Consider the following 17,444-nt stretch of genomic DNA (forward strand, 5'->3'; position numbering starts at 1 on the left):
TCGTGCGCTCGAGCCGGCGAGTTCCTAAGCTGATGATCGTGAAGCCCCGCGTCGTCTTCGTCCACGGCATCCGCACCTCTCGCACGATGTGGCGCAGTCAGCTCGAGCACCTGGCGCAGCGCGAGATCGAGAGCGTCGCGGTCGATCTTCCGGGTCACGGCAGCCGGATGGCTGAGCCGTTCACTCTGGCGGAGGCGTTCGCGACGATCGACACGGCGGTGCGGGATGCCGCGGCGCACGGGCCGGTCCTCCTAGTCGGCCATTCGATGGGCGGCCTGCTCTCGGTCGCGTACAGCGGGCAGGAGGATGCCCCGCCTCTCGCCGGGCTGATCGGGGCGTCCTGCACGGCGCTCCCCCGGGGTGTCGCACTGACGACCTATCGCTTCCTCGCCCAGCAGTTCGACGCTCTTCCCGATCGCGGGATGTGGCTGACCAAGCGGGTGCTGTACGCCACGCTGCCCGAGGATACGCGCGCCGACTTCGAGGCCGGTGGTTACGCTCTCGACACCCAGGGGGTGGCGCTCGCCAGCCTGGCCGACCTCGACCTCACGACCTCGCTCCCCCGCATCCGCATCCCGGTGTGGTGGATCAACGGACAGTTCGATCAGCTGCGCATGCACGAGCGGCTCTTCCAGCAGTTGGCCCCGCATTCCGAGCTCATCGTCGTGCCGCGCACCACGCACCTCGTCACGGCGATGCGACCTGTAGTGTTCAACGCGCTGCTGGATCTGGCCGTCGCGACCCTCGAGCGGGACGCTGCGGACAGCTCTTCGCGACAAACCTGGTAAGCTTGCTTCTTGGCTTGCGTGTGGGTGAACCCCTCACGACCGCTGGACAGCAGCCCCTCTACTGCTCCCGGCATTCCCAATCCCATCTCTGAACGAAAGCTTCCACGCGTGGCAAACATCAAGTCGCAGATCAAGCGCATCAAGACCAACGAGAAGGCGACGGCCCGCAACAAGGCTGTCAAGTCCGAGCTCAAGACCGCCGTCCGCCAGACCCGCACGGCCATCGCCGCCGGCGACAAGGCCGCAGCCGAGGCCGCGCTGAAGAAGGCGACCAAGAAGCTCGACAAGGCCGTCAGCAAGGGCGTCATCCACGAGAACCAGGCCGCGAACCGCAAGTCGTCGATCGCGAAGCAGGTCGCCGCTCTCTGAGCCGCATCATCCGAAAGCCCGTCCCGTTCGCGGGGCGGGCTTTCGTCGTTCCGCCTGCTTCGCTCGCCCCGGGATCGCTGCGCTACTCGGCGAACGGCGCGCGCGTGGCGATGACCGTCACCATGCGCTCCAGCGCGAAGATCGGGTCGCGCGCGGCGCCCTTCACCTCGGCATCCGCCCGCGCGGTCGCCTGGATCGCGAGTCCGAGCGATCGCTCGTTCCATCCGGCCAGGTCGCGCCGGGCCCGGTCGATCTGCCAGTCCTTCATGCCCAGGCGGGTCGCGATCTCGCGGCTCGAACCGCGGATGCCGGCGACCTTGGCCATGGTGCGCAGCTTCATAGCGAACGCGGCGACCATCGGCACCGGATCGGCGCCGGAGGCCAGGGCATGCCGGAGCGAGACGAGCGCCTCGCCGTAGCGTCCGGCGATCGCCGTGTCGGCGACCACGAAGGCGGAGACTTCGACGCGTCCGCCGTAGTACTTCGTGACCACGTCTTCGGAGACATCGCCCTCGACGTCGTTGATCAGCTGCTGGCACGCGGAGGCGAGCTCGGTGAGATCGTCGGAGAAGGCGGAGACCAGCGCACGCAGCGCCTGCGGGTGGATGCGCTTGCCAGCGGCCTTGAACTCGCCGGCGGCGAAGTCGAAGCGGTCGCCGTCCCGCTTGACGGCCGGGCACGCGATCTCGATGCCCCCGCCGGTGCCGGCTCTGAGAGCGTCGAGGAGCTTCTTCCCGCGGACGCTCGCGCCGGTGTGGCGCAGGACGACGGTCGCCCCCTCCTGTGGGTTGTCGAGGTAGGACACGGCCTCCTGCAGGAAGGCGTCGGAGCACTTCTCGACGCCGGAGACGCGGACCAACCGCGGCTCTCCGAACAGCGACGGCGAGGTGACGGCCAGCAGCGTTCCTGCGGCGTAGTCGTCGGCACGGATGTCGCTCACCTCGAGTGCCGGATCCTCGGCGCGCAGATACTCGCGGATGCCGGCGATGGCGCGCTCAGCGCATACCTCTTCGGGTCCGGAGACGAGCACCAGAGGCGCCGGACGCGGCTCTCGCCAGGATACCTGCGGGATCTTCGCCGCCGCTTTGCGTGCGGGGGTGCGAGCGGCTGCCATAGATTCCAGCCTACCCGGGGCCACCGACCTCGGCCGGTGCGTCACCGGCATCCGAACGCTCCGACCAGACGACCAGTTCGTCGTCGCGCCTGCCCACCAGGACGCGCCCCTGCAGGTCGGTGCGCAGCGTGATCGCTCCAGCGGCCGCGACGAGGTCCAGAGTCTCCTCCCGTGGATGCCCGTAGTCGTTGTCGATCCCGACGTTCACGATCGCGATGGCAGGATCCAGGAGCGCGTACAGTCCGGCATCCTGATCCGCGCTGCCGTGGTGGGCGACCTTGACCACCGGATACGGCGGGCGGAGCATGCCCGATGCGGCGAGCAGCCGTTGCGGTGTCGCCGAGAGATCGCCGAGGAACAGCGACCGCGGCAGGTCCGCGCCCTCGAACTCCATCACGACGCTCGCATCGTTGCCGGACGGGAACGCCGCCTGCTGCGCCCGCGGCCAGAGCACCCGCCACTGAGCCGTACCGAGCTGCCCGCTCTGCCCTACCGATGCCTCGACCAGGGCTGCACCGCCGGTCATGAGCTCGCTCAGCAGGTGCCTGTCCTCCGGCTCGCCTACGGGTCCGTGCAGCACCGTGTCGACGCGCCCGATCAGCGCAGCAGCGCCCCCGGCATGATCGAGATCGAAGTGCGTCAGGACGAGCAGGTCGACGTGGTCGACGCCGAGGGAGCCGAGGCACCGCGACAGCGGTTCGGGTTCGGGCCCGGTGTCGATCACGGCGATGCGCGCGTCCGAGCGGATGACCAGTGCGTCGCCCTGACCCACATCGCACGCCGCGATGGACCAGTGCTCAGGAACCGCGACGACCGCGAGCGGTCCGTCCAGCACGACTCGGGCGCCGCCCAGCGCCAGGGCGATGACGAGCACGGCGCTCGCGGAGCGCAGCAGGCTGCGAGGCGGCACCGAGCCAGATCGACCACGGCACAGCACGATCGCGCAGGCCGCGCTGAGCACGAGGACGATGGCCGACGTCGCCAGGCCAGGGACCACGAGCAGTTCGGCTCCGGGGATCTGTGCGGTGGTGGTGGCCGTCGTCGCGATCCACGCGGCGGGGAGCCAGGCGGCCGCAGCCAAGGCATCAGCGACAGCAGGAACCGGTGCGGCCAGGCACGCGAGCAGTCCGACGACCGTGGCGATCGGTGCGGCCGGCGCGGCGAGCATGTTCGCCGCGACGCCGATCAGTGACTGCTGCTCGGCGAACAGCGCGATGATCGGCCCGCACACCAGTTGTGCCGCGATCGGGACCGCGATGCCGAGCGCCAGGACCTGCGGCAGCCAGCGTCCCAGCCCTCGCGCGATCGACGGCGCGAGCAGGATGAGCGCTCCTGTCGCCGCCGCCGACAGGGCGAAACCCGGCGTCGCGGCGAGCCATGGATCGGCGACGAGGATGCCGACGATCGCGAGGCACAGCACGCTCACACCGGCCGTGGGCTTCCCCAGCAGGATGGACAGCATGCCCAGCGCCGCCATCGTTCCCGCCCGGATCACACTCGGCTCCGGAGTCACGAGGACCACGAAGGACGCCAGCGCGCCCAGTGCCACGAGCACACGCAGGCGGCGCCCACCACCGCACAGCGCGACGAGCCAGAACGCCGCCGCCACGACGATCGCGCAGTTCGCGCCGCTGACAGCGGTCAGGTGCGAGAGACCGCTGGTGAGCATGGCATCGTTCAGCTCGGCGGACACCGCGGTCGTGTCGCCCACGGCGAGCCCCGGCAGCAGGGCGGCGCCGGGCTCTGGGAGCCGTGCAGCGCGTTCCACGAACTCGGCCCGGGTCGTTGCGGCGACGGCGAAGAGGCCGCGAGCAGGCGCGGGCACCTCGGCCGAGCTCGCGAACACCACGAGAGCGGCGCGCTCGGACGGCTCGCTGGCCATCACCTGCCCGAGCACCCGTATCCGCGCGCCGAGATCGGCGCCGTCCAGCCCGTCGATGCCGACTCGCACCGGGATCGACAGAGCGCGCTCCGATCCGGTCGGCCCGATCAGCACGGTCTGCGCGTCGAACCAGCTGCGCCCGTCCGATCCGATCGTGCTCGAAGACGTGACCTCCGCCTCCACACTGACGATCCGGCCGTCGAGCGCGGCCGCATCCGCGCGCACCGGCGCGGCGAGAGCGCAGGTCAACGCGACCGCCGCGGCGCCGGCACAGGCCAGAGCCGCCAGTGGCGCCCACCCATGCCGATACGACTTCCACGCCACCACGACGAGTACCGTGCCGACGACAAACGCGCCTGCCACCAACCACCAGCCTGCTGCGGGCAGGAACGCGCACGTGAGCGCGACCGCCCATGCCGCAGCAGCCACGGGTACGAGGCGCAGGTCGCGCCGGCTCACACCCGCACCCGCGACCTCGCCGCTACCCGCGGGCGCGGTTGGGGCGTCTCGGAATCGGCTGGCACTCCGCCACGGTACGCACACGTTCGGGCCAGCGATCCGGCGATTCCGGCATCCGTGGACAGCTCCAGGGATGCCGGGAGCAGTGCAGGACGAGTGGTTCGGGTAACGCTGCTCTCCTGATCCGACGGAAACTTCTGCGTCAGCGGTCGCCCGTCTCGACACGTCGATTCAGCATCGGAGCGATGCTGAATCATGCCGTGAAGGCGAAGAACTTCGTTCGCTTTCGCTGGCGTCTCCCTCGCCGTGGCCACGCTCGCAGGGCGCACACAACCAGCCCGCCAGTACGCCAGCGCTTCAAGTGGCAGATCCGACGCCGACGCCCGTACGAGTCCCGCACGGCAGCCGAGCGCGACGCCGACGAACATGACTCCATCGCGTACCTCCCGACCACCATCGCCGCAGCAGCCGGCGGATTCGTCGCGAGCATCAGGGCCGAACTGCTGGAGGTGCCGCAGCTCGTCGCCGCCTTCGGGGACGCGATAGGCGCGCACCAGCGGCGCGGCCGCTTGCCGATCCGCCTCCCGGTGGCATCGATCGCGCTCACCGCGCAGGAGACAACTTCGCCGCAACTGGCGCTCACTGTGGGAATGGCACCTGGGCGAGTTTCCTCAGCGGGACTGACGTACCGGCTTCTCACTGCTTCGTGAGGAAGTCCTTATGCACCCAGCCGGTCTTTCCGGCGTAAGTGACCTTGCGCCAGGAACCGTTCGACGCCAGGATCTGGCCGACGCTCTTGCCCTTGGGGATCGTCAGCAGTGGCTTCTGGCTCGTCGATGCCGTGGGCCTCAGGCTCAGCGCCGCCGTGGTCTTGTAGGTGGCCGGCTGCTGGGCAGGCGCGGGTTTCGGCGCCGGGGACGTCGCGGTCGACTTCGCGAGATAGTCGCTCTGCACCCAGCCGGTCTTCCCGGCGTAGGCGACCTTGCGCCACGAACCACTCGACGCGAGGATCTGGCCCACGTCCTTGCCCTTCGGGATCGTCAGCAGTGGCTTCTGGCTCGTCGATGCCGTGGGCCGCAGGTTCAACGCCGCCGTTGTCTTGTACGTCACCTTGGACGGAACCGGCGCAGGCGCCGGCGCCGGCGCCTGCGCCGGAGGCTTCGGCGTCGTGACGGCGGGGCGAGTCGGGCTGAGCAGCCAGTTCGCGATCCATCCGCTGCGTGCACCCGCCTTGACCGGCAGGAACGAGGTGGAGACTTGGCCCGGTACCGCCGTGACCATGGTGCCGGCGGCGAGCTTCACGACGACGGCCGTTGAAGTCGATGCCCCTGCGCGCAGGTTCACCGCTCCGGTCGTGTAATACGTGCAGGTGCTGGGTGCCGTCTTGGCCGTGATCCGGGTAGCCTTCCCCGCCACGTCGATGCCGCGGCTCTTCAGCCAAGGGACTGGATCGAGCTGCTTGTACCCGCCCGACGCAGCGTGCTCCCAGAGCTCCAGGTGCAGATGCGGGCCGTTGGTGTTTCCGCTCATGCCCACCGAGCTGATCCGCTGCCCGGCCTTGACGATTTGACCGACCTTCACGTGGGTCGTCGCCGACCAGACATGCAGGTACTTCGTCGTGTACGTGGTCTTGCCAACGGTGTGACGGATGTCGATGTGCCCGGCGACCGAGCTGGTTCCCGATACGGTCGCCGTGACGACGCCTGCGGCGACGGCATAGATCGGCGAACCGTTCTTGGTCGCGAGGTCGACGCCGCCGTGCGACGTGGTGGCTCCTGGCATCGGCATGCAGCGCGGACCCTGCCACGCGGAAACGTCGTATGACTTCGACGCGAGAGGCAACACGAAGGTCGTCGCCGCGGGTACGGCAGTCTGTATCCCAGAGACGGGCGCAGCGACAGGCACAGCAGCGGCTGCGGCGGCCGGGGATAGACCTGCGGAGCCCAGCGCGATCGCCGTCGCAAGAGCCAGTGCATGACGGGATCTGAGTTTCATGATTCTCCGGTCAGAGAGGGATCGCGCGGTGGGGTGCGCAGCGTTCACGACATTACTGGTGTGGCCGCATTCACCGCCAGTGACGAGTGGAAACGGCTCATCCACTCGTTTTCGAGCGCCCGGGTTGTTGAACTCGTGCTCAGCCCCATCTCACTTCAAGGGGTGTGCTTCTCACCGCCGAAATTCACCATTGTCCGCGCTATCGGAGCCCAGCCCGTTTTTTCCGGCGTTGAGAGCGAATCGGCTCGGTTAGGGCGCTCAGAACCGCCTGTTTCGCCGAGGCGCAGGGATCTGATCTGCGGCAAGGTCGAGGACCAGCGGGAACATCATTTGGGGAGTGACGCCTGCGACAGATCGGCGGCCGCTCTCCGCAGACTCTCGTTCTCTTGCTCGAGCAGTCGGATGCGTTTCTTCGCTTCACGCAGCTCGGCCGTGTCGGCCTGGGTCACACCGGGTTTCATGCCGTCGTCGACGTCCTCGATCTTCGACCACTGTTGCAGGTACCGCTCGGAGACGTCGGGCATGTTGACCATCCTCCGCGAGAACCGGAATCCGCACAGATCAAGAATCAACCAAACCGACTGCAGTCCCTAACGTCGCGCGTGGTTCTCCGATCACACCACGAAATCAGATTCGCCAAAGCCATCCGTCCAGGGCGGTCAACAGGCCGATCGCGATGAAACCGATGGGAACGACGACCCCAGCGAATCGCTCGCATAAGCGCTCGCCGAAAAACCAAGAGCAGGAGTCCGAAGACCATGGTTGCCACTCCGACGACAACTTCCGCGTCCTCCAGATCCGCCATCGCCATGTGATCCCGCACGAAATTGGGGTTCTAAAGTCTGCCTCGAAGGTGAGCTACTACCCGACAGCCCCGCTGACTGATCCACGAGCTAGAAGAGCTCGAAAGCGGCGCCGTCGCGTTCTTCGCGCACTCGCGCTGGCCGGTCCGATTCTTCGAGCATCGAGGGAAGCGCACGATTCATCGGTCCGCATCTGGACCTGGATAGCGACGTCCGATTTCCGCCGGAACTGGAGGCTCGTCACTGATGGACTCGAACCATGAGATCATCCCGCCGTGCGCCGCTCCCGCGCACGTTCACGCGCATCGCATGGTCGAGCGTGACCACCCAGATGGCAGAGCAGATCGCGCTGGTCGCTGTGCCCCTCGCCGCCGTTCTCCTGCTCGGCGCCGGAGCAACGGAGACGGCACTGCTGCAGGTCGCGCAGACGCTCCCGTTCCTCGTCCTCGCACTCCCATTCGGGCTCATCATCGATCGCACGTCCCCGCGGCGAGTCCTCCTCGCCTCGGAGCTTCTGCGCATGATCACGCTGGGCAGCATCGTCGTGTTGATCGCATTCGATGCTCTCTCCCTCGGCGCGCTCCTCGCCCTCGGCCTCATCGGAGCGATCGGCACCGTGGGCGTCAGCGTCGCGGTCCCCTCCGCGGTCCCCCGGCTCGTGACGTCCGAGCGCCTGATGGACGCCAACCGATGGCTAGAGCTCGGACGAAGCGCCGCCTTCATCTCCGGCCCGATCCTCGCCGGCGCCATCGTCTCAGCGACCAACGCGAGCACCGCACTCGTTCTCGCCACCATCGCCTGCGCCGCCGCTGCCGCCTTGCTGATCCGACTCGACATCCCCCGAACCACAACGTCGCCCCACACATCGCCGTGGAGCGACGCCGCCCACGGCATCCGCTACGCGCTGGGACATCAGCTGCTCCGACCGATGATCCTCACCTCGACCGTCTTCAACATCGGCTGGTTTCTCATCCAATCCGTCTTCGTCGTCTACGCACTCGAACACCTGACGATGACACCCACCACGGTCGGAATCACCCTGGGCGCCTACGGAGCCGGAATGGTCATCGGCGCCGCCCTCTCCGGCCCCCTGTCACGCCGCCTCCGGTTCGGCCTGCTGACCGTGCTCGGCCCGGCCGGCGGGTTCATCGCTGCCGCCCTGATGGTCGCCACCCTCTGGATCCCGGCCCCGGCTTTCGCGCTCGCGTCGTTCTTCCTCTTCGGTCTCGGGCCTGTCCTCTGGACGATATCCACCACCTCACTCCGCCAAGCCGTCACGCCCGCCGCGATGATCGGCCGGGTGTCTTCTCTGGTCGTGGTCTCCACGTATGGCGCCCGTCCGATCGGCGCCGGACTCGGCGTCGTCATAGCCGCAACGGTCGGAATGGCCTGGTGCATCGCCGCAGCGGTCGTCGTCTTCGCCCTGCAGCTGCTCGTCGTCCTGACATCCGCTCTCCCGTCGGTCCGAGAGCTCCCCTCCCTCGCGCAGCCTGCAGCTCGATAGGCGGCCGTTCTGCACGCTCACGGAGGCGGCGGTCAAGAGCGCCGAACGTCTGCGTTGACCGCGCTCTACGTCTCGGACGCCGGGCCGGTGGCGGAACACTCGCCTGCGGAGATACGAGGTTACGCTCCACCCATGCACCTTTTGCGACTCGCCGGAGCCCCTGGCGTCGGCAAATCCACAACGGCGTGGGCTGTCGCGAACAGACTCGCCGGCGCCGGCGTCGCCACGGGATACGTCGACATCGATCAGCTCGGCATGTGCTATCCCGCACCCGACGACGACCCGGACCGATGGGCCCTCAAAGAACGCGCCCTCGCCGGCGTCGCTCGACAGTTCGCCCTCGCGGGAATCGACCGCCTGGTCGTCTCCGGAGTCGCGTGGCCCGACGACCCGCCGCCGCAGATCCCGGGGATCACCGTGCAGTCGCTCTGGTTGGACGCCACAGAGCAGACACGGCGCAGGCGCTTGACGATGCGGGGCGACACGGGTGAGCAGCTTCTTCAGTTCCTCTCCGCCGGCACCGCTGAGGCGGGGCGGGTGAATTCCGCCTGGGGGCGGATCGCCACGGACGGCCTTTCGGAAGCCGACGCCGTCGAGAAGGTTCTCGAGTTCGGGCAGCCGGCCGACCCGAATGCGGAATCCGACGCGGTGCAGCCGCATACCGGACCGGCCGCTCCCGCGACGGATCGGATGCTGTGGATCACCGGACCTCGCCTGGCGGGCGCATCGCGAATCGGCTGGGAGATCGTGAGCCGGGAATGGACGGAAGGCCGGCGTGCCGGCTTCATCGATCTCGCGCAACTGTCGTTCGCCTGGAACGTCGACAGCACGCTCGTGGGGTTGGCGAACCTCGCGCGACTGCAACGGGCGTTCCGTGAGGTCGGCACCGACCGGTTCGTCGTCGTCGCTCCGTTTGACGTCGAGCCCGCGGCGGTACGCGCCGCACTCCCGGCGTCGGACCTGTCATTCGTCCGGCTCGCGCCGTCCGCCTCCGATATCCGGAGGCATGCGCGGCTGCGCAGGAGCGGCGATGGTCCATCCCTCGCCGGCGACGATGTCGCAGACGCCACCGAATCTGAGCTCGAGCAGATCCTCCTGGCCGCCGACTCGCAGTCGACTTTGCCCGAGCGCGAAGGCGAGCTCAGCGTCGACACGCGAGATCTCCCCCTCCAGGCCGCGGCAGAGGCTGTCAAACGCGCTGCCGGTTGGTGACCAGCGACTCACACCCGCACCTTGTCCCGCAGACCTTCCAGCAGCTTCTCACCGATCCCGGGCACCGCGAGCAGATCGTCCACCGAAGCGAACCGGCCGTTCTCGTCCCTCCACTGGATGATCCGCTCCGCCAGAGCGGGTCCGATCCGCGGCAGCGTCTCCAGTGCGGCCTGATCTGCGGCATTGAGATCGATCACGCCGTCGCCGCTGGGCGCGGCAGCGGATCCGGCCCCCGGCGCCGGCGCCGCGCCGATCTGCGGCACCACGATCTGCTCACCGTCGGAAATCAGCCGCGCCAGGTTCACGGCCTGCAGATCAGCGTCCTCCAGCGTGCCGCCGGCCGCGGCCAACGCGTCCGCGACGCGCGTGCCCTGCGCCAGCAGGTACAGGCCAGGACGCGTCACCTGTCCGAGCACATGCACGTACACCTCGGCCGGTGCCACGGTCGCGGTCCCGGCATCCGCGATGTCGACGACCTGCGACCCGGACGTCTGACCGCGCAGGATGCCCAGCCCCACGGCGGCGGAGAGCACGACGAGCCCGAGCACCACGGCGGCGCCGACGCCGAGCTTCAGCCGTGCGCGTGGGCGCGGCTGGGGTGTCTCGGATTCCGCTGGCACTCCGCCACGCTATGCACGCGAGCGCCGCCGGAACGCAGCGATCCCGGCATCCGTGGAGAGTTCGACGGATGCCGGGATCGGTGCAGGACGAGTGGTCTCAGCCCTTGACGACGATGCTGACGATCTTCGGCGCGCGCACGACGACCTTCAGGATCTCCTTGTCGCCGATGGCGCGAATGACCCGCTCGTCGGCGCGAGCGAGCTTCTCGAGCTCCTCCGCGCCGATCTTGGCCGACACCTCGAGCTGAGCGCGCACCTTGCCGCCGACCTGCACGACTGCGGTGATGGAGTCCTCCACCAGCAGTGCCGGGTCGGGCGAGCGCCACTGGGCCAGCCCGACGGACGGCTCGTGTCCGAGGACCTCCCACATCTCCTCGGCGGTGTGCGGGGCGATCAGGTCGAGCATGACGGCGACGGTCTCGGCCGCCTCGCGCACAGCGGGATCGGCAGCGCCGGCACCCGTGTCGATCGTCTTGCGCGTCAGGTTCACCAGCTCCATCAGTCGCGCGACCAGAACGTTGAACTTGGTCTGCTCGACCAGCGCCGGCGCATCGGCCAGCAGGCGGTGGGTGGCGCGACGCAGCGCGGCATCGCCACCGGCGAAGATCACGTCGACGGGGCTCGACACGTCGTGCGCGACCCGCAGGACCCTCGCGAGGAACTTCTGGGCGCCGGTCATCGAGACATCGGCCCAGTCCTTGTCGTCCTCCGCGGGCCCGGCGAACGCCATGCCGACGCGCAGCGCGTCGGCGCCGTGGGCGGACAGTTCCTGTTCGAACAGCACCAGGTTGCCCTTGCTCTTGGACATCTTCTGGCCGTTCAGGATCACCATGCCCTGGTTGATCAGGCTGCTGAACGGCTCGGTGAAGTCGATCAACCCCATGTCGAACAGCACCTTCGTGATGAAGCGCGCGTACAGCAGGTGCAGGATGGCGTGCTCGACACCGCCGATGTAGTTGTCGACGGGAGCCCAGCGGTCCGCCTGCGCCGGCTCGAACGCCACCTGCTCGTTGCCGGGCGACAGGAAGCGCAGGAAGTACCACGAGCTGTCCACGAACGTGTCCATCGTGTCGGGGTCGCGCAGCACCGGCTCGCCCGTCTGCGGGTCGGTCGTGCGTACCCAGCTCTCGGCCGCGCCCAACGGGGAAGCGCCCTTGGGCGCCAGGTCGAGACCTTCGACGCTGGGCAGCTTCACCGGCAGCTGGTCCTCGGACACCGGAATGATCCGGCCGTCTTCGGCGTGCAGCATCGGGATCGGTGTACCCCAGAAGCGCTGACGCGAGATCAGCCAGTCGCGCAGGCGGTAGTTCTTCGCCGCACGTCCGGTGCCTGCGGCCTCGAGCTTCTCGATGGTGCGGGCGATCGCGTGCCGCTTGGACAGGCCGTTCAGCTCGCCCGAGTTGATGAGACGCCCCTCGCCGGTCAGCGCGGTTCCCGTGACGGAGGGGTGCTGGTCGTCCAAGCCCGGCAGCGTGTCGACGGGGACGCCGTCCTCGTCGACCTCGATCACCGGCATCGCACCTGTGATCGGTGCCGTCGTGTCGACGACGACCTTGACGGGCAGGTCGAACGCCCGGGCGAAATCGAGGTCGCGCTGATCGTGAGCGGGCACCGCCATGACGGCGCCGTGGCCGTAGTCGGCCAGCACGTAGTCCGCCGCCCAGATCGGCAGCTTCTCGCCGTTGACCGGATTGATCGCGAAGCGCTCCAGGAACACGCCCGTCTTCGGGCGGTCGGTCGACTGCCGGTCGATGTCCGTGGTCTTCTGCACGTCGGCGAGGTATGCCGCGAAGCGCTCCCGCACCTGCTCAGGAGCATCGGCGACCAGCTCGGACGCCAGGTCGGAGTCGGGGGCGACGACGAAGAACGTCGCACCGTGGAGCGTGTCAGGGCGCGTCGAGAAGACGGTGACGGGCTCGTCCCGACCCTCGATCACGAAGTCGATGTCGGCACCGACCGAGCGGCCGATCCAGTTGCGCTGCATCTGCAGAACCTTGTGCGGCCAGGAGCCCTCCAGCTGGTTCAGGTCGTCCAGCAGACGGTCGGCGTACTCGGTGATCTTGAAGTACCACTGCGTGAGCTTCTTCTTCACGACCTCGGCGCCGCACCGCTCGCAGCGCCCGTCGACGACCTGCTCGTTCGCGAGCACCGTCTGGTCGTTCGGGCACCAGTTCACGGCGCTCTTCTTGCGGTACGCGAGACCGCGCTCGTGCAGCTTCAGGAACAGCCACTGGTTCCAGCGGTAGTAGTCCGGGTCAGACGTGTGCAGCACCCGGGACCAGTCGAACGACACCCCGTAGGACTGGAACGCGGCCTTCTGCTGCGCGATGTTCGCGTACGTCCACTCACGCGGGTCGGCACCGCGACGGATCGCTGCGTTCTCGGCGGGCAGACCGAACGAGTCCCAGCCGATCGGGTTGAGCACGTTGTGACCGCGGTGACGCCAGAAGCGCGCCACGATGTCGGAGTAGAGGTAGTTCTCGGCGTGGCCCATGTGCAGGTCGCCGGACGGGTAGGGGAACATCGCCAGCACGTACTTGCGCGGGCGCGTGTCGTCGGCACCGCCCGTGAGGAAGGTCTCGTTCTCGGCCCAGTACTTCTGCCACTTCGCCTGCAGGGCGTGCGGAGAGGGCAGAGCGGATGCTTCTTCAAACGTGGTCTCGGACAAGAGCAACGGCCAATCTGGAACGCAGGGGATCGCGGAGATCGCGAAGTTCCAGGTTATCGGATCATTCCGCGCTCCAGGCGTCCGGCAGACGGGCTCCGAGCGCCGCCAACGGGGCCCGCGCCTTGATCGCGACCTCGGCGACCTCGGCATCCACCATCGACCCCCAGGTGATCCCTCCCCCGGCGCCGACATGCGCACCGTGGTCGTCGATCAGGATGCTGCGGATCACCATCGCGAGATCGATCGATCCGTCGACGCCGACGTATCCGAAGCATCCGCTGTAGACGCCGCGTGGGCCGCGCTCGAGCGCGTGCAGGATCGTCATCGCCGACAGCTTCGGCGCACCGGTCATGCTCCCGGCGGGGAAGGCGGCGGTGAACAGGTCGGCGACGGTCGTCGCGCCCGCGGGCACCCCGCTCACCGTGCTCACCAGCTGGTGCACGGCCGGGTAGCTCTCCACCTGCCAGAGGCCGTCGACGCGAATGGTCCCCGGCGTGCAGACCTGCGACAGGTCGTTGCGCATGAGGTCGACGATCATGACGTTCTCCGCGCGCTCCTTGGCACTGGCGAGCAGCTCGGCTGCGAGAGCGGCATCGTGCGCGGGATCGGCGGCGCGCGGTCGGGTGCCCTTGATCGGGCGCGTGACCACCCTTCCGCGATCGGTGAACAGGAACTGCTCCGGACTCGCGCTGAGCAGTGCGCGGCCGGCGATCCTGATGAACCCGCCGTGATGCGCGGGCGTCTGCTCCCGCAAGCGCCGGTACGCCGCGACTGGGTCGTGCTCGCCGGGCACGTCGAACCGCGTCGTGAGGCAGAGCTGGTAGGCCTCGCCGGCGCGGATCGCGTCGCGGCAGCGCTCGATGAGTGCGGCGTACTCCGCCGGCGCGTGCCGCCCGAGAGCGACGGAGTTCGGCAGGTCCGGGGAGGCCTCCTGGCCGGATGCCGCGGCGCACCACCGCTCGATCTCCGCGGCCCAGTCGTCCAGCTCCCCGTCGGCGGCCAGGGCCCACAGCACTCCGGTGGCGTGATCGATCGCGACGGCACGACGCACCCGCAGCCACGCCGCATCCGCCCGTCCGTCGACCGCGATCGGAGCGCCGGCGGCCTCGGCACCGGATTCGTAATCGTGCCAGCCGACCCAGCCGCCGGTGAACGGCGGACGGGTCGCGTCCCGGTGCGGCACGTCGTCGATCCTGACGGCGTGCGGTGCCTCGGCATCCGATTCCACCTCGCCGGAGCCGATGATGCTCCATCCGTCACGCGCTCGTGCGCCGGCGTCGAGCCAGAACACGGCCGCCTGCGCAGCCTCCTCGCGCAGGAACAACTGCTCCGGGGCGGCGCTGACCGTCAGCGCTCTGGCGCAGAGGGCGAAGATGTGCGGCACGCTCCCAGCGTAGGGCCGACCGGCTCAGCGTATTCTCGTGATCGTGGACGACTTCCTGCTCTGGCTGCTGGATGCCGTGCAGTCGGTCGATCCGGTCGCGCGCACGCTCATCGCCGGTGTCGCCGTGCTGCTGGAGACCAGCATCCTGATCGGACTCGTCGTGCCGGGCGACACCATCGTCATCATCGCCGCGATGGGGGTGACGAGCCTCACCGAGGGCATCGCGCTCGGCGTCGCCGTCGTCATCGGGGCGCTCATCGGCGAGAGTATCGGATTCGCGCTCGGCCGCTGGCTCGGTCCGCACATCCGCCACTCCTGGCTCGGACGCCGCATCGGCGAGGCTCACTGGGCACGCGCCGAGATCTATCTGCGGCGCCGTGGCGGACTCGCGATCTTCCTCTCGCGCTTCCTGCCCGTGCTGCACTCGCTGGTGCCGCTCACGGTCGGGATGAGCGGCTACTCCTACCGTCGGTTCCTGGCCTGGACAGCCCCGGCGTGCATTCTGTGGGCCGCCGCCTACGTGAGCGTGACCTCGCTCGCCGCCGGCAGCTTCCGCGAACTCGTCGACCGCGTGCACTTCGCCGGGTACATCTTCGTCGGCGTGATCGTGCTCTTCCTCGTGGTGCTGCTCATCGGCAAGAAGGCGCTCTCGGCCTGGGAGAGCCGGCACATGCACGAGCACCCGAGCCCCGATGCCACCGACAGGATTCCTTCGAACGGGGGCGAGGGCACCGGCCAGGGCATGAAAGACTGATCAGGATGCCCGATCAGCCCGCCCATCCGGCCAGGATCCACTGGTTCGCCCGACTGGAGCACCGACTCCATGTCTGGCGCGAGGGCCGTGCCCGTCGGCGCGGCCGGACGGCGACGATCCTTCCGTTCCCCGGGTACGGCGGCGCGGGCTGGGTGCGTGTGGTCGGCCGTGTACTGATCGTCCCACCGCAGCGGCAGGACGCCAACGGCCAGTACGCGAGCATCCGCGGCTGGCGCAGCTTCGTCGGCATCCCTGTCGGATTCGCGAACGTCGAGGTCACCATCGGCGGACGGACCCAGGTCGTCCCCGCCGACCGCGGCGGGGTCGTCGACACGGTCGTCAAGGCGGATCTCGAGCCCGGCTGGCAGTCGGTCACGATGTCGGTCGACGGACAGCCGCCTGTCGAAGGCACCGTCTTCATCGTCGATGAGTCCGTTGACTTCGGCGTCGTGTGCGACGTCGACGACACCGTCATGGTCACGGCGCTCCCCCGTCCGTTCATCGCAGCGTGGAACTCGTTCGTCGTCGACGAGCACGCCAGGCTCCCCGTCCCTGGGATGGCCGTGCTGCTGGAGCAGATCATGCGCCAGAATCCCGGATGCCCGATGATCTACCTCTCCACCGGCGCGTGGAACATCGCACCGACGCTGAGCCGGTTCCTGAGCCGCCACCTCTTCCCGTCCGGCTCGATGCTGCTGACCGACTGGGGTCCGACGCACGATCGGTGGTTCCGCAGCGGACGTGAGCACAAGCTGACGAACCTGCGCCGTCTGGCGGCGGAGTTCCCGCACGTGAAGTGGCTGCTGATCGGGGACGACGGTCAACACGACGAGGCGATCTACACCGCGTTCCAGCAGGAGCATCCGCAGTCCGTCGCCGGTGTCGCGATCCGTCAGCTGTCCACGACCGAGGCCATGCTCGCCGGTGGGCGCGCCCCCTCGGACGACCACTCCGACGACGCGGCGCCGTGGGTGACCGCCTCGGACGGCGCAGGATTGCGCGAGCGCCTCGGCGAAGTGGGGATCCTGCGCTGATGGCGACCGCGCTCAGCTCGACCGAGTGGCGCGCACGCGAACAGGCGCATCACGACCGCGCGGATGCTCTGACCGCGGCTCACCGCGAGCGTGCGCTGCGCGCAGAGAAGCACCCGGTGCAGGACTTCCTGTTCACCTACTACAGCTACAAGCCGGCCCGGCTGCGGCGGTGGCACCCGGGCGCCGGCGTCGTGCTCGAGGATGCTCCGGAGCGGCTCGAGTGGCGGTGGTACTCCCCCGGCCCGTCCGTCGACTCGGCCGCGCCGGACGCCGAGGCGTTCGCCGCTGCGAAGCCTGAGCTCGCCGCGCTCGTCGAGCGGATGCTGCGGCGCACGGCGGCGCGTCCAGGGCAGTTCGGATGCTTCGGCCTGCACGAATGGGCGATGGTGTACCGCGAGCAGGAGCACCGGCATCCGGCGCCGCTGCGACTCGGCCAGGCCGGAACGGATGCCGTGGTGGAGACGCACGAGCTGCGCTGCACGCACTTCGACGCCTTCCGCTTCTTCACTCCGGATGCCGTGCCCCGCAATCGGTCGCCACTGACGCGAGCGGGTCAGCCGGCGATGGAGCAGCCAGGGTGCCTGCACGCGGGCATGGACGTCTACAAGTGGGCCATGAAGCTCGGGCCGCTCGTACCAGGTGAACTGCTGCTGGACTGCTTCGAACTCGCCCGCGACATCCGCGAGCTCGACATGCAGGCCGCGCCGTACGACCTGAGCGCATGGGGCGTCGTCCCTGTGCCGATCGAGACGGCGGACGGCAAGGCCGAGTACGTGCGCCGGCAACGCGGATTCGCCGAGCGGGGCAACGGGCTCCGGGCGCGGATCCTCGAATCGTGGCTGGACGCCGCGGCCTGAC

The 17,444-nt window shown here is 68.9% G+C and carries 15 protein-coding genes; 8 read left to right on the plus strand and 7 right to left on the minus strand.

The window, feature by feature from the left end:
* Nucleotides 1-38 precede the first annotated feature (38 nt).
* Together OED01_RS09045 and rpsT are read left to right on the plus strand one after the other, a co-directional pair.
* On the plus strand, nucleotides 39-788 hold the full coding sequence (locus OED01_RS09045) for an alpha/beta fold hydrolase (protein WP_264154951.1): 750 nt from the start codon (nucleotides 39-41) through the stop codon (nucleotides 786-788).
* A gap of 108 nt (nucleotides 789-896) precedes the next feature.
* Complete coding sequence (rpsT, locus tag OED01_RS09050) at nucleotides 897-1,157, plus strand: 30S ribosomal protein S20 (RefSeq protein ID WP_264154952.1); 261 nt, start codon at nucleotides 897-899, stop codon at nucleotides 1,155-1,157.
* 82 nt (nucleotides 1,158-1,239) lie between these two features.
* On the opposite strand, the gene holA is transcribed toward rpsT, so the two are convergent.
* Nucleotides 1,240-2,271, minus strand: a complete 1,032-nt coding sequence (gene holA / locus OED01_RS09055; RefSeq protein ID WP_264154953.1) for a DNA polymerase III subunit delta — start codon at nucleotides 2,269-2,271, stop codon at nucleotides 1,240-1,242.
* Nucleotides 2,272-2,281: 10 nt separating this feature from the next.
* Nucleotides 2,282-4,612, minus strand: a complete 2,331-nt coding sequence (locus OED01_RS09060) for a ComEC/Rec2 family competence protein (RefSeq protein WP_264154954.1) — start codon at nucleotides 4,610-4,612, stop codon at nucleotides 2,282-2,284.
* 245 nt (nucleotides 4,613-4,857) lie between these two features.
* Here OED01_RS09060 and OED01_RS09065 point away from each other — a divergent pair, with 245 nt between their 5' ends.
* A complete protein-coding gene (locus tag OED01_RS09065) occupies nucleotides 4,858-5,322 on the plus strand; it encodes a hypothetical protein (RefSeq protein WP_264154955.1) in 465 nt (154 codons plus the stop codon).
* Here OED01_RS09065 and OED01_RS09070 read toward each other — a convergent pair.
* Together OED01_RS09070 and OED01_RS16470 are read right to left on the minus strand one after the other, a co-directional pair.
* Nucleotides 5,309-6,400 (minus strand): SH3 domain-containing protein, encoded by a 1,092-nt coding sequence (locus OED01_RS09070; protein WP_264154956.1) that lies wholly within the window; start codon nucleotides 6,398-6,400, stop codon nucleotides 5,309-5,311. The two genes, OED01_RS09065 and OED01_RS09070, sit on opposite strands and share 14 nt — an antisense overlap.
* Nucleotides 6,401-6,933: 533 nt before the next feature.
* The gene (locus OED01_RS16470; RefSeq protein WP_413231575.1) at nucleotides 6,934-7,131 is read right to left on the minus strand and encodes a hypothetical protein; all 198 of its coding nucleotides are present in this window, start codon (nucleotides 7,129-7,131) and stop codon (nucleotides 6,934-6,936) included.
* Nucleotides 7,132-7,669: 538 nt separating this feature from the next.
* On the opposite strand from OED01_RS16470, the gene OED01_RS09080 reads away from it, so the two are divergent.
* Both OED01_RS09080 and OED01_RS09085 read left to right on the plus strand, forming a co-directional pair.
* The gene (locus tag OED01_RS09080; RefSeq protein WP_264154957.1) at nucleotides 7,670-8,914 is read left to right on the plus strand and encodes an MFS transporter; all 1,245 of its coding nucleotides are present in this window, start codon (nucleotides 7,670-7,672) and stop codon (nucleotides 8,912-8,914) included.
* 54 nt (nucleotides 8,915-8,968) lie between these two features.
* Complete coding sequence (locus tag OED01_RS09085; RefSeq protein ID WP_264154958.1) at nucleotides 8,969-10,126, plus strand: AAA family ATPase; 1,158 nt, start codon at nucleotides 8,969-8,971, stop codon at nucleotides 10,124-10,126.
* Between the two features lie 8 nt (nucleotides 10,127-10,134).
* Here OED01_RS09085 and OED01_RS09090 read toward each other — a convergent pair whose 3' ends face one another.
* The 3 genes from OED01_RS09090 to OED01_RS09100 form a co-directional block, all read right to left on the minus strand.
* Nucleotides 10,135-10,746 (minus strand): ComEA family DNA-binding protein, encoded by a 612-nt coding sequence (locus OED01_RS09090; protein ID WP_264154959.1) that lies wholly within the window; start codon nucleotides 10,744-10,746, stop codon nucleotides 10,135-10,137.
* Nucleotides 10,747-10,843: 97 nt separating this feature from the next.
* Nucleotides 10,844-13,414, minus strand: a complete 2,571-nt coding sequence (gene leuS, locus OED01_RS09095) for a leucine--tRNA ligase (protein WP_264154960.1) — start codon at nucleotides 13,412-13,414, stop codon at nucleotides 10,844-10,846.
* Nucleotides 13,415-13,475: 61 nt separating this feature from the next.
* On the minus strand, nucleotides 13,476-14,798 hold the full coding sequence (locus tag OED01_RS09100; protein WP_264154961.1) for an anthranilate synthase component I family protein: 1,323 nt from the start codon (nucleotides 14,796-14,798) through the stop codon (nucleotides 13,476-13,478).
* A gap of 43 nt (nucleotides 14,799-14,841) precedes the next feature.
* On the opposite strand from OED01_RS09100, the gene OED01_RS09105 reads away from it, so the two are divergent.
* The 3 genes from OED01_RS09105 to OED01_RS09115 are packed head-to-tail and all read left to right on the plus strand — an operon-like array spanning nucleotide 14,842 to nucleotide 17,443.
* Nucleotides 14,842-15,552 (plus strand): DedA family protein, encoded by a 711-nt coding sequence (locus OED01_RS09105; protein ID WP_264157949.1) that lies wholly within the window; start codon nucleotides 14,842-14,844, stop codon nucleotides 15,550-15,552.
* A gap of 5 nt (nucleotides 15,553-15,557) precedes the next feature.
* Complete coding sequence (locus tag OED01_RS09110; protein WP_264154962.1) at nucleotides 15,558-16,586, plus strand: App1 family protein; 1,029 nt, start codon at nucleotides 15,558-15,560, stop codon at nucleotides 16,584-16,586.
* Nucleotides 16,586-17,443 (plus strand): 3-methyladenine DNA glycosylase, encoded by an 858-nt coding sequence (locus tag OED01_RS09115; RefSeq protein ID WP_264154963.1) that lies wholly within the window; start codon nucleotides 16,586-16,588, stop codon nucleotides 17,441-17,443. Before OED01_RS09110 ends, OED01_RS09115 begins: the two co-directional genes overlap by 1 nt.
* The last annotated feature ends 1 nt before the right edge of the window (nucleotide 17,444 follow it).

Source organism: Microbacterium sp. M28 (genome assembly GCF_025836995.1).
Lineage (GTDB): Bacteria > Actinomycetota > Actinomycetes > Actinomycetales > Microbacteriaceae > Microbacterium.

Bases quoted from the DNA above. Each gene is read 5' to 3' on its own strand.
- holA (WP_264154953.1), bottom strand. From the start codon at position 2,271: ATGGCAGCCGCTCGCACCCCCGCACGCAAAGCGGCGGCGAAGATCCCG.
- OED01_RS09065 (WP_264154955.1), top strand. From the start codon at position 4,858: ATGCTGAATCATGCCGTGAAGGCGAAGAACTTCGTTCGCTTTCGCTGG.
- OED01_RS09070 (WP_264154956.1), bottom strand. From the start codon at position 6,400: ATGCCGATGCCAGGAGCCACCACGTCGCACGGCGGCGTCGACCTCGCG.
- OED01_RS16470 (WP_413231575.1), bottom strand. From the start codon at position 7,131: ATGCCCGACGTCTCCGAGCGGTACCTGCAACAGTGGTCGAAGATCGAG.
- OED01_RS09080 (WP_264154957.1), top strand. From the start codon at position 7,670: ATGAGATCATCCCGCCGTGCGCCGCTCCCGCGCACGTTCACGCGCATC.
- OED01_RS09110 (WP_264154962.1), top strand. From the start codon at position 15,558: ATGCCCGATCAGCCCGCCCATCCGGCCAGGATCCACTGGTTCGCCCGA.
- OED01_RS09115 (WP_264154963.1), top strand. From the start codon at position 16,586: ATGGCGACCGCGCTCAGCTCGACCGAGTGGCGCGCACGCGAACAGGCG.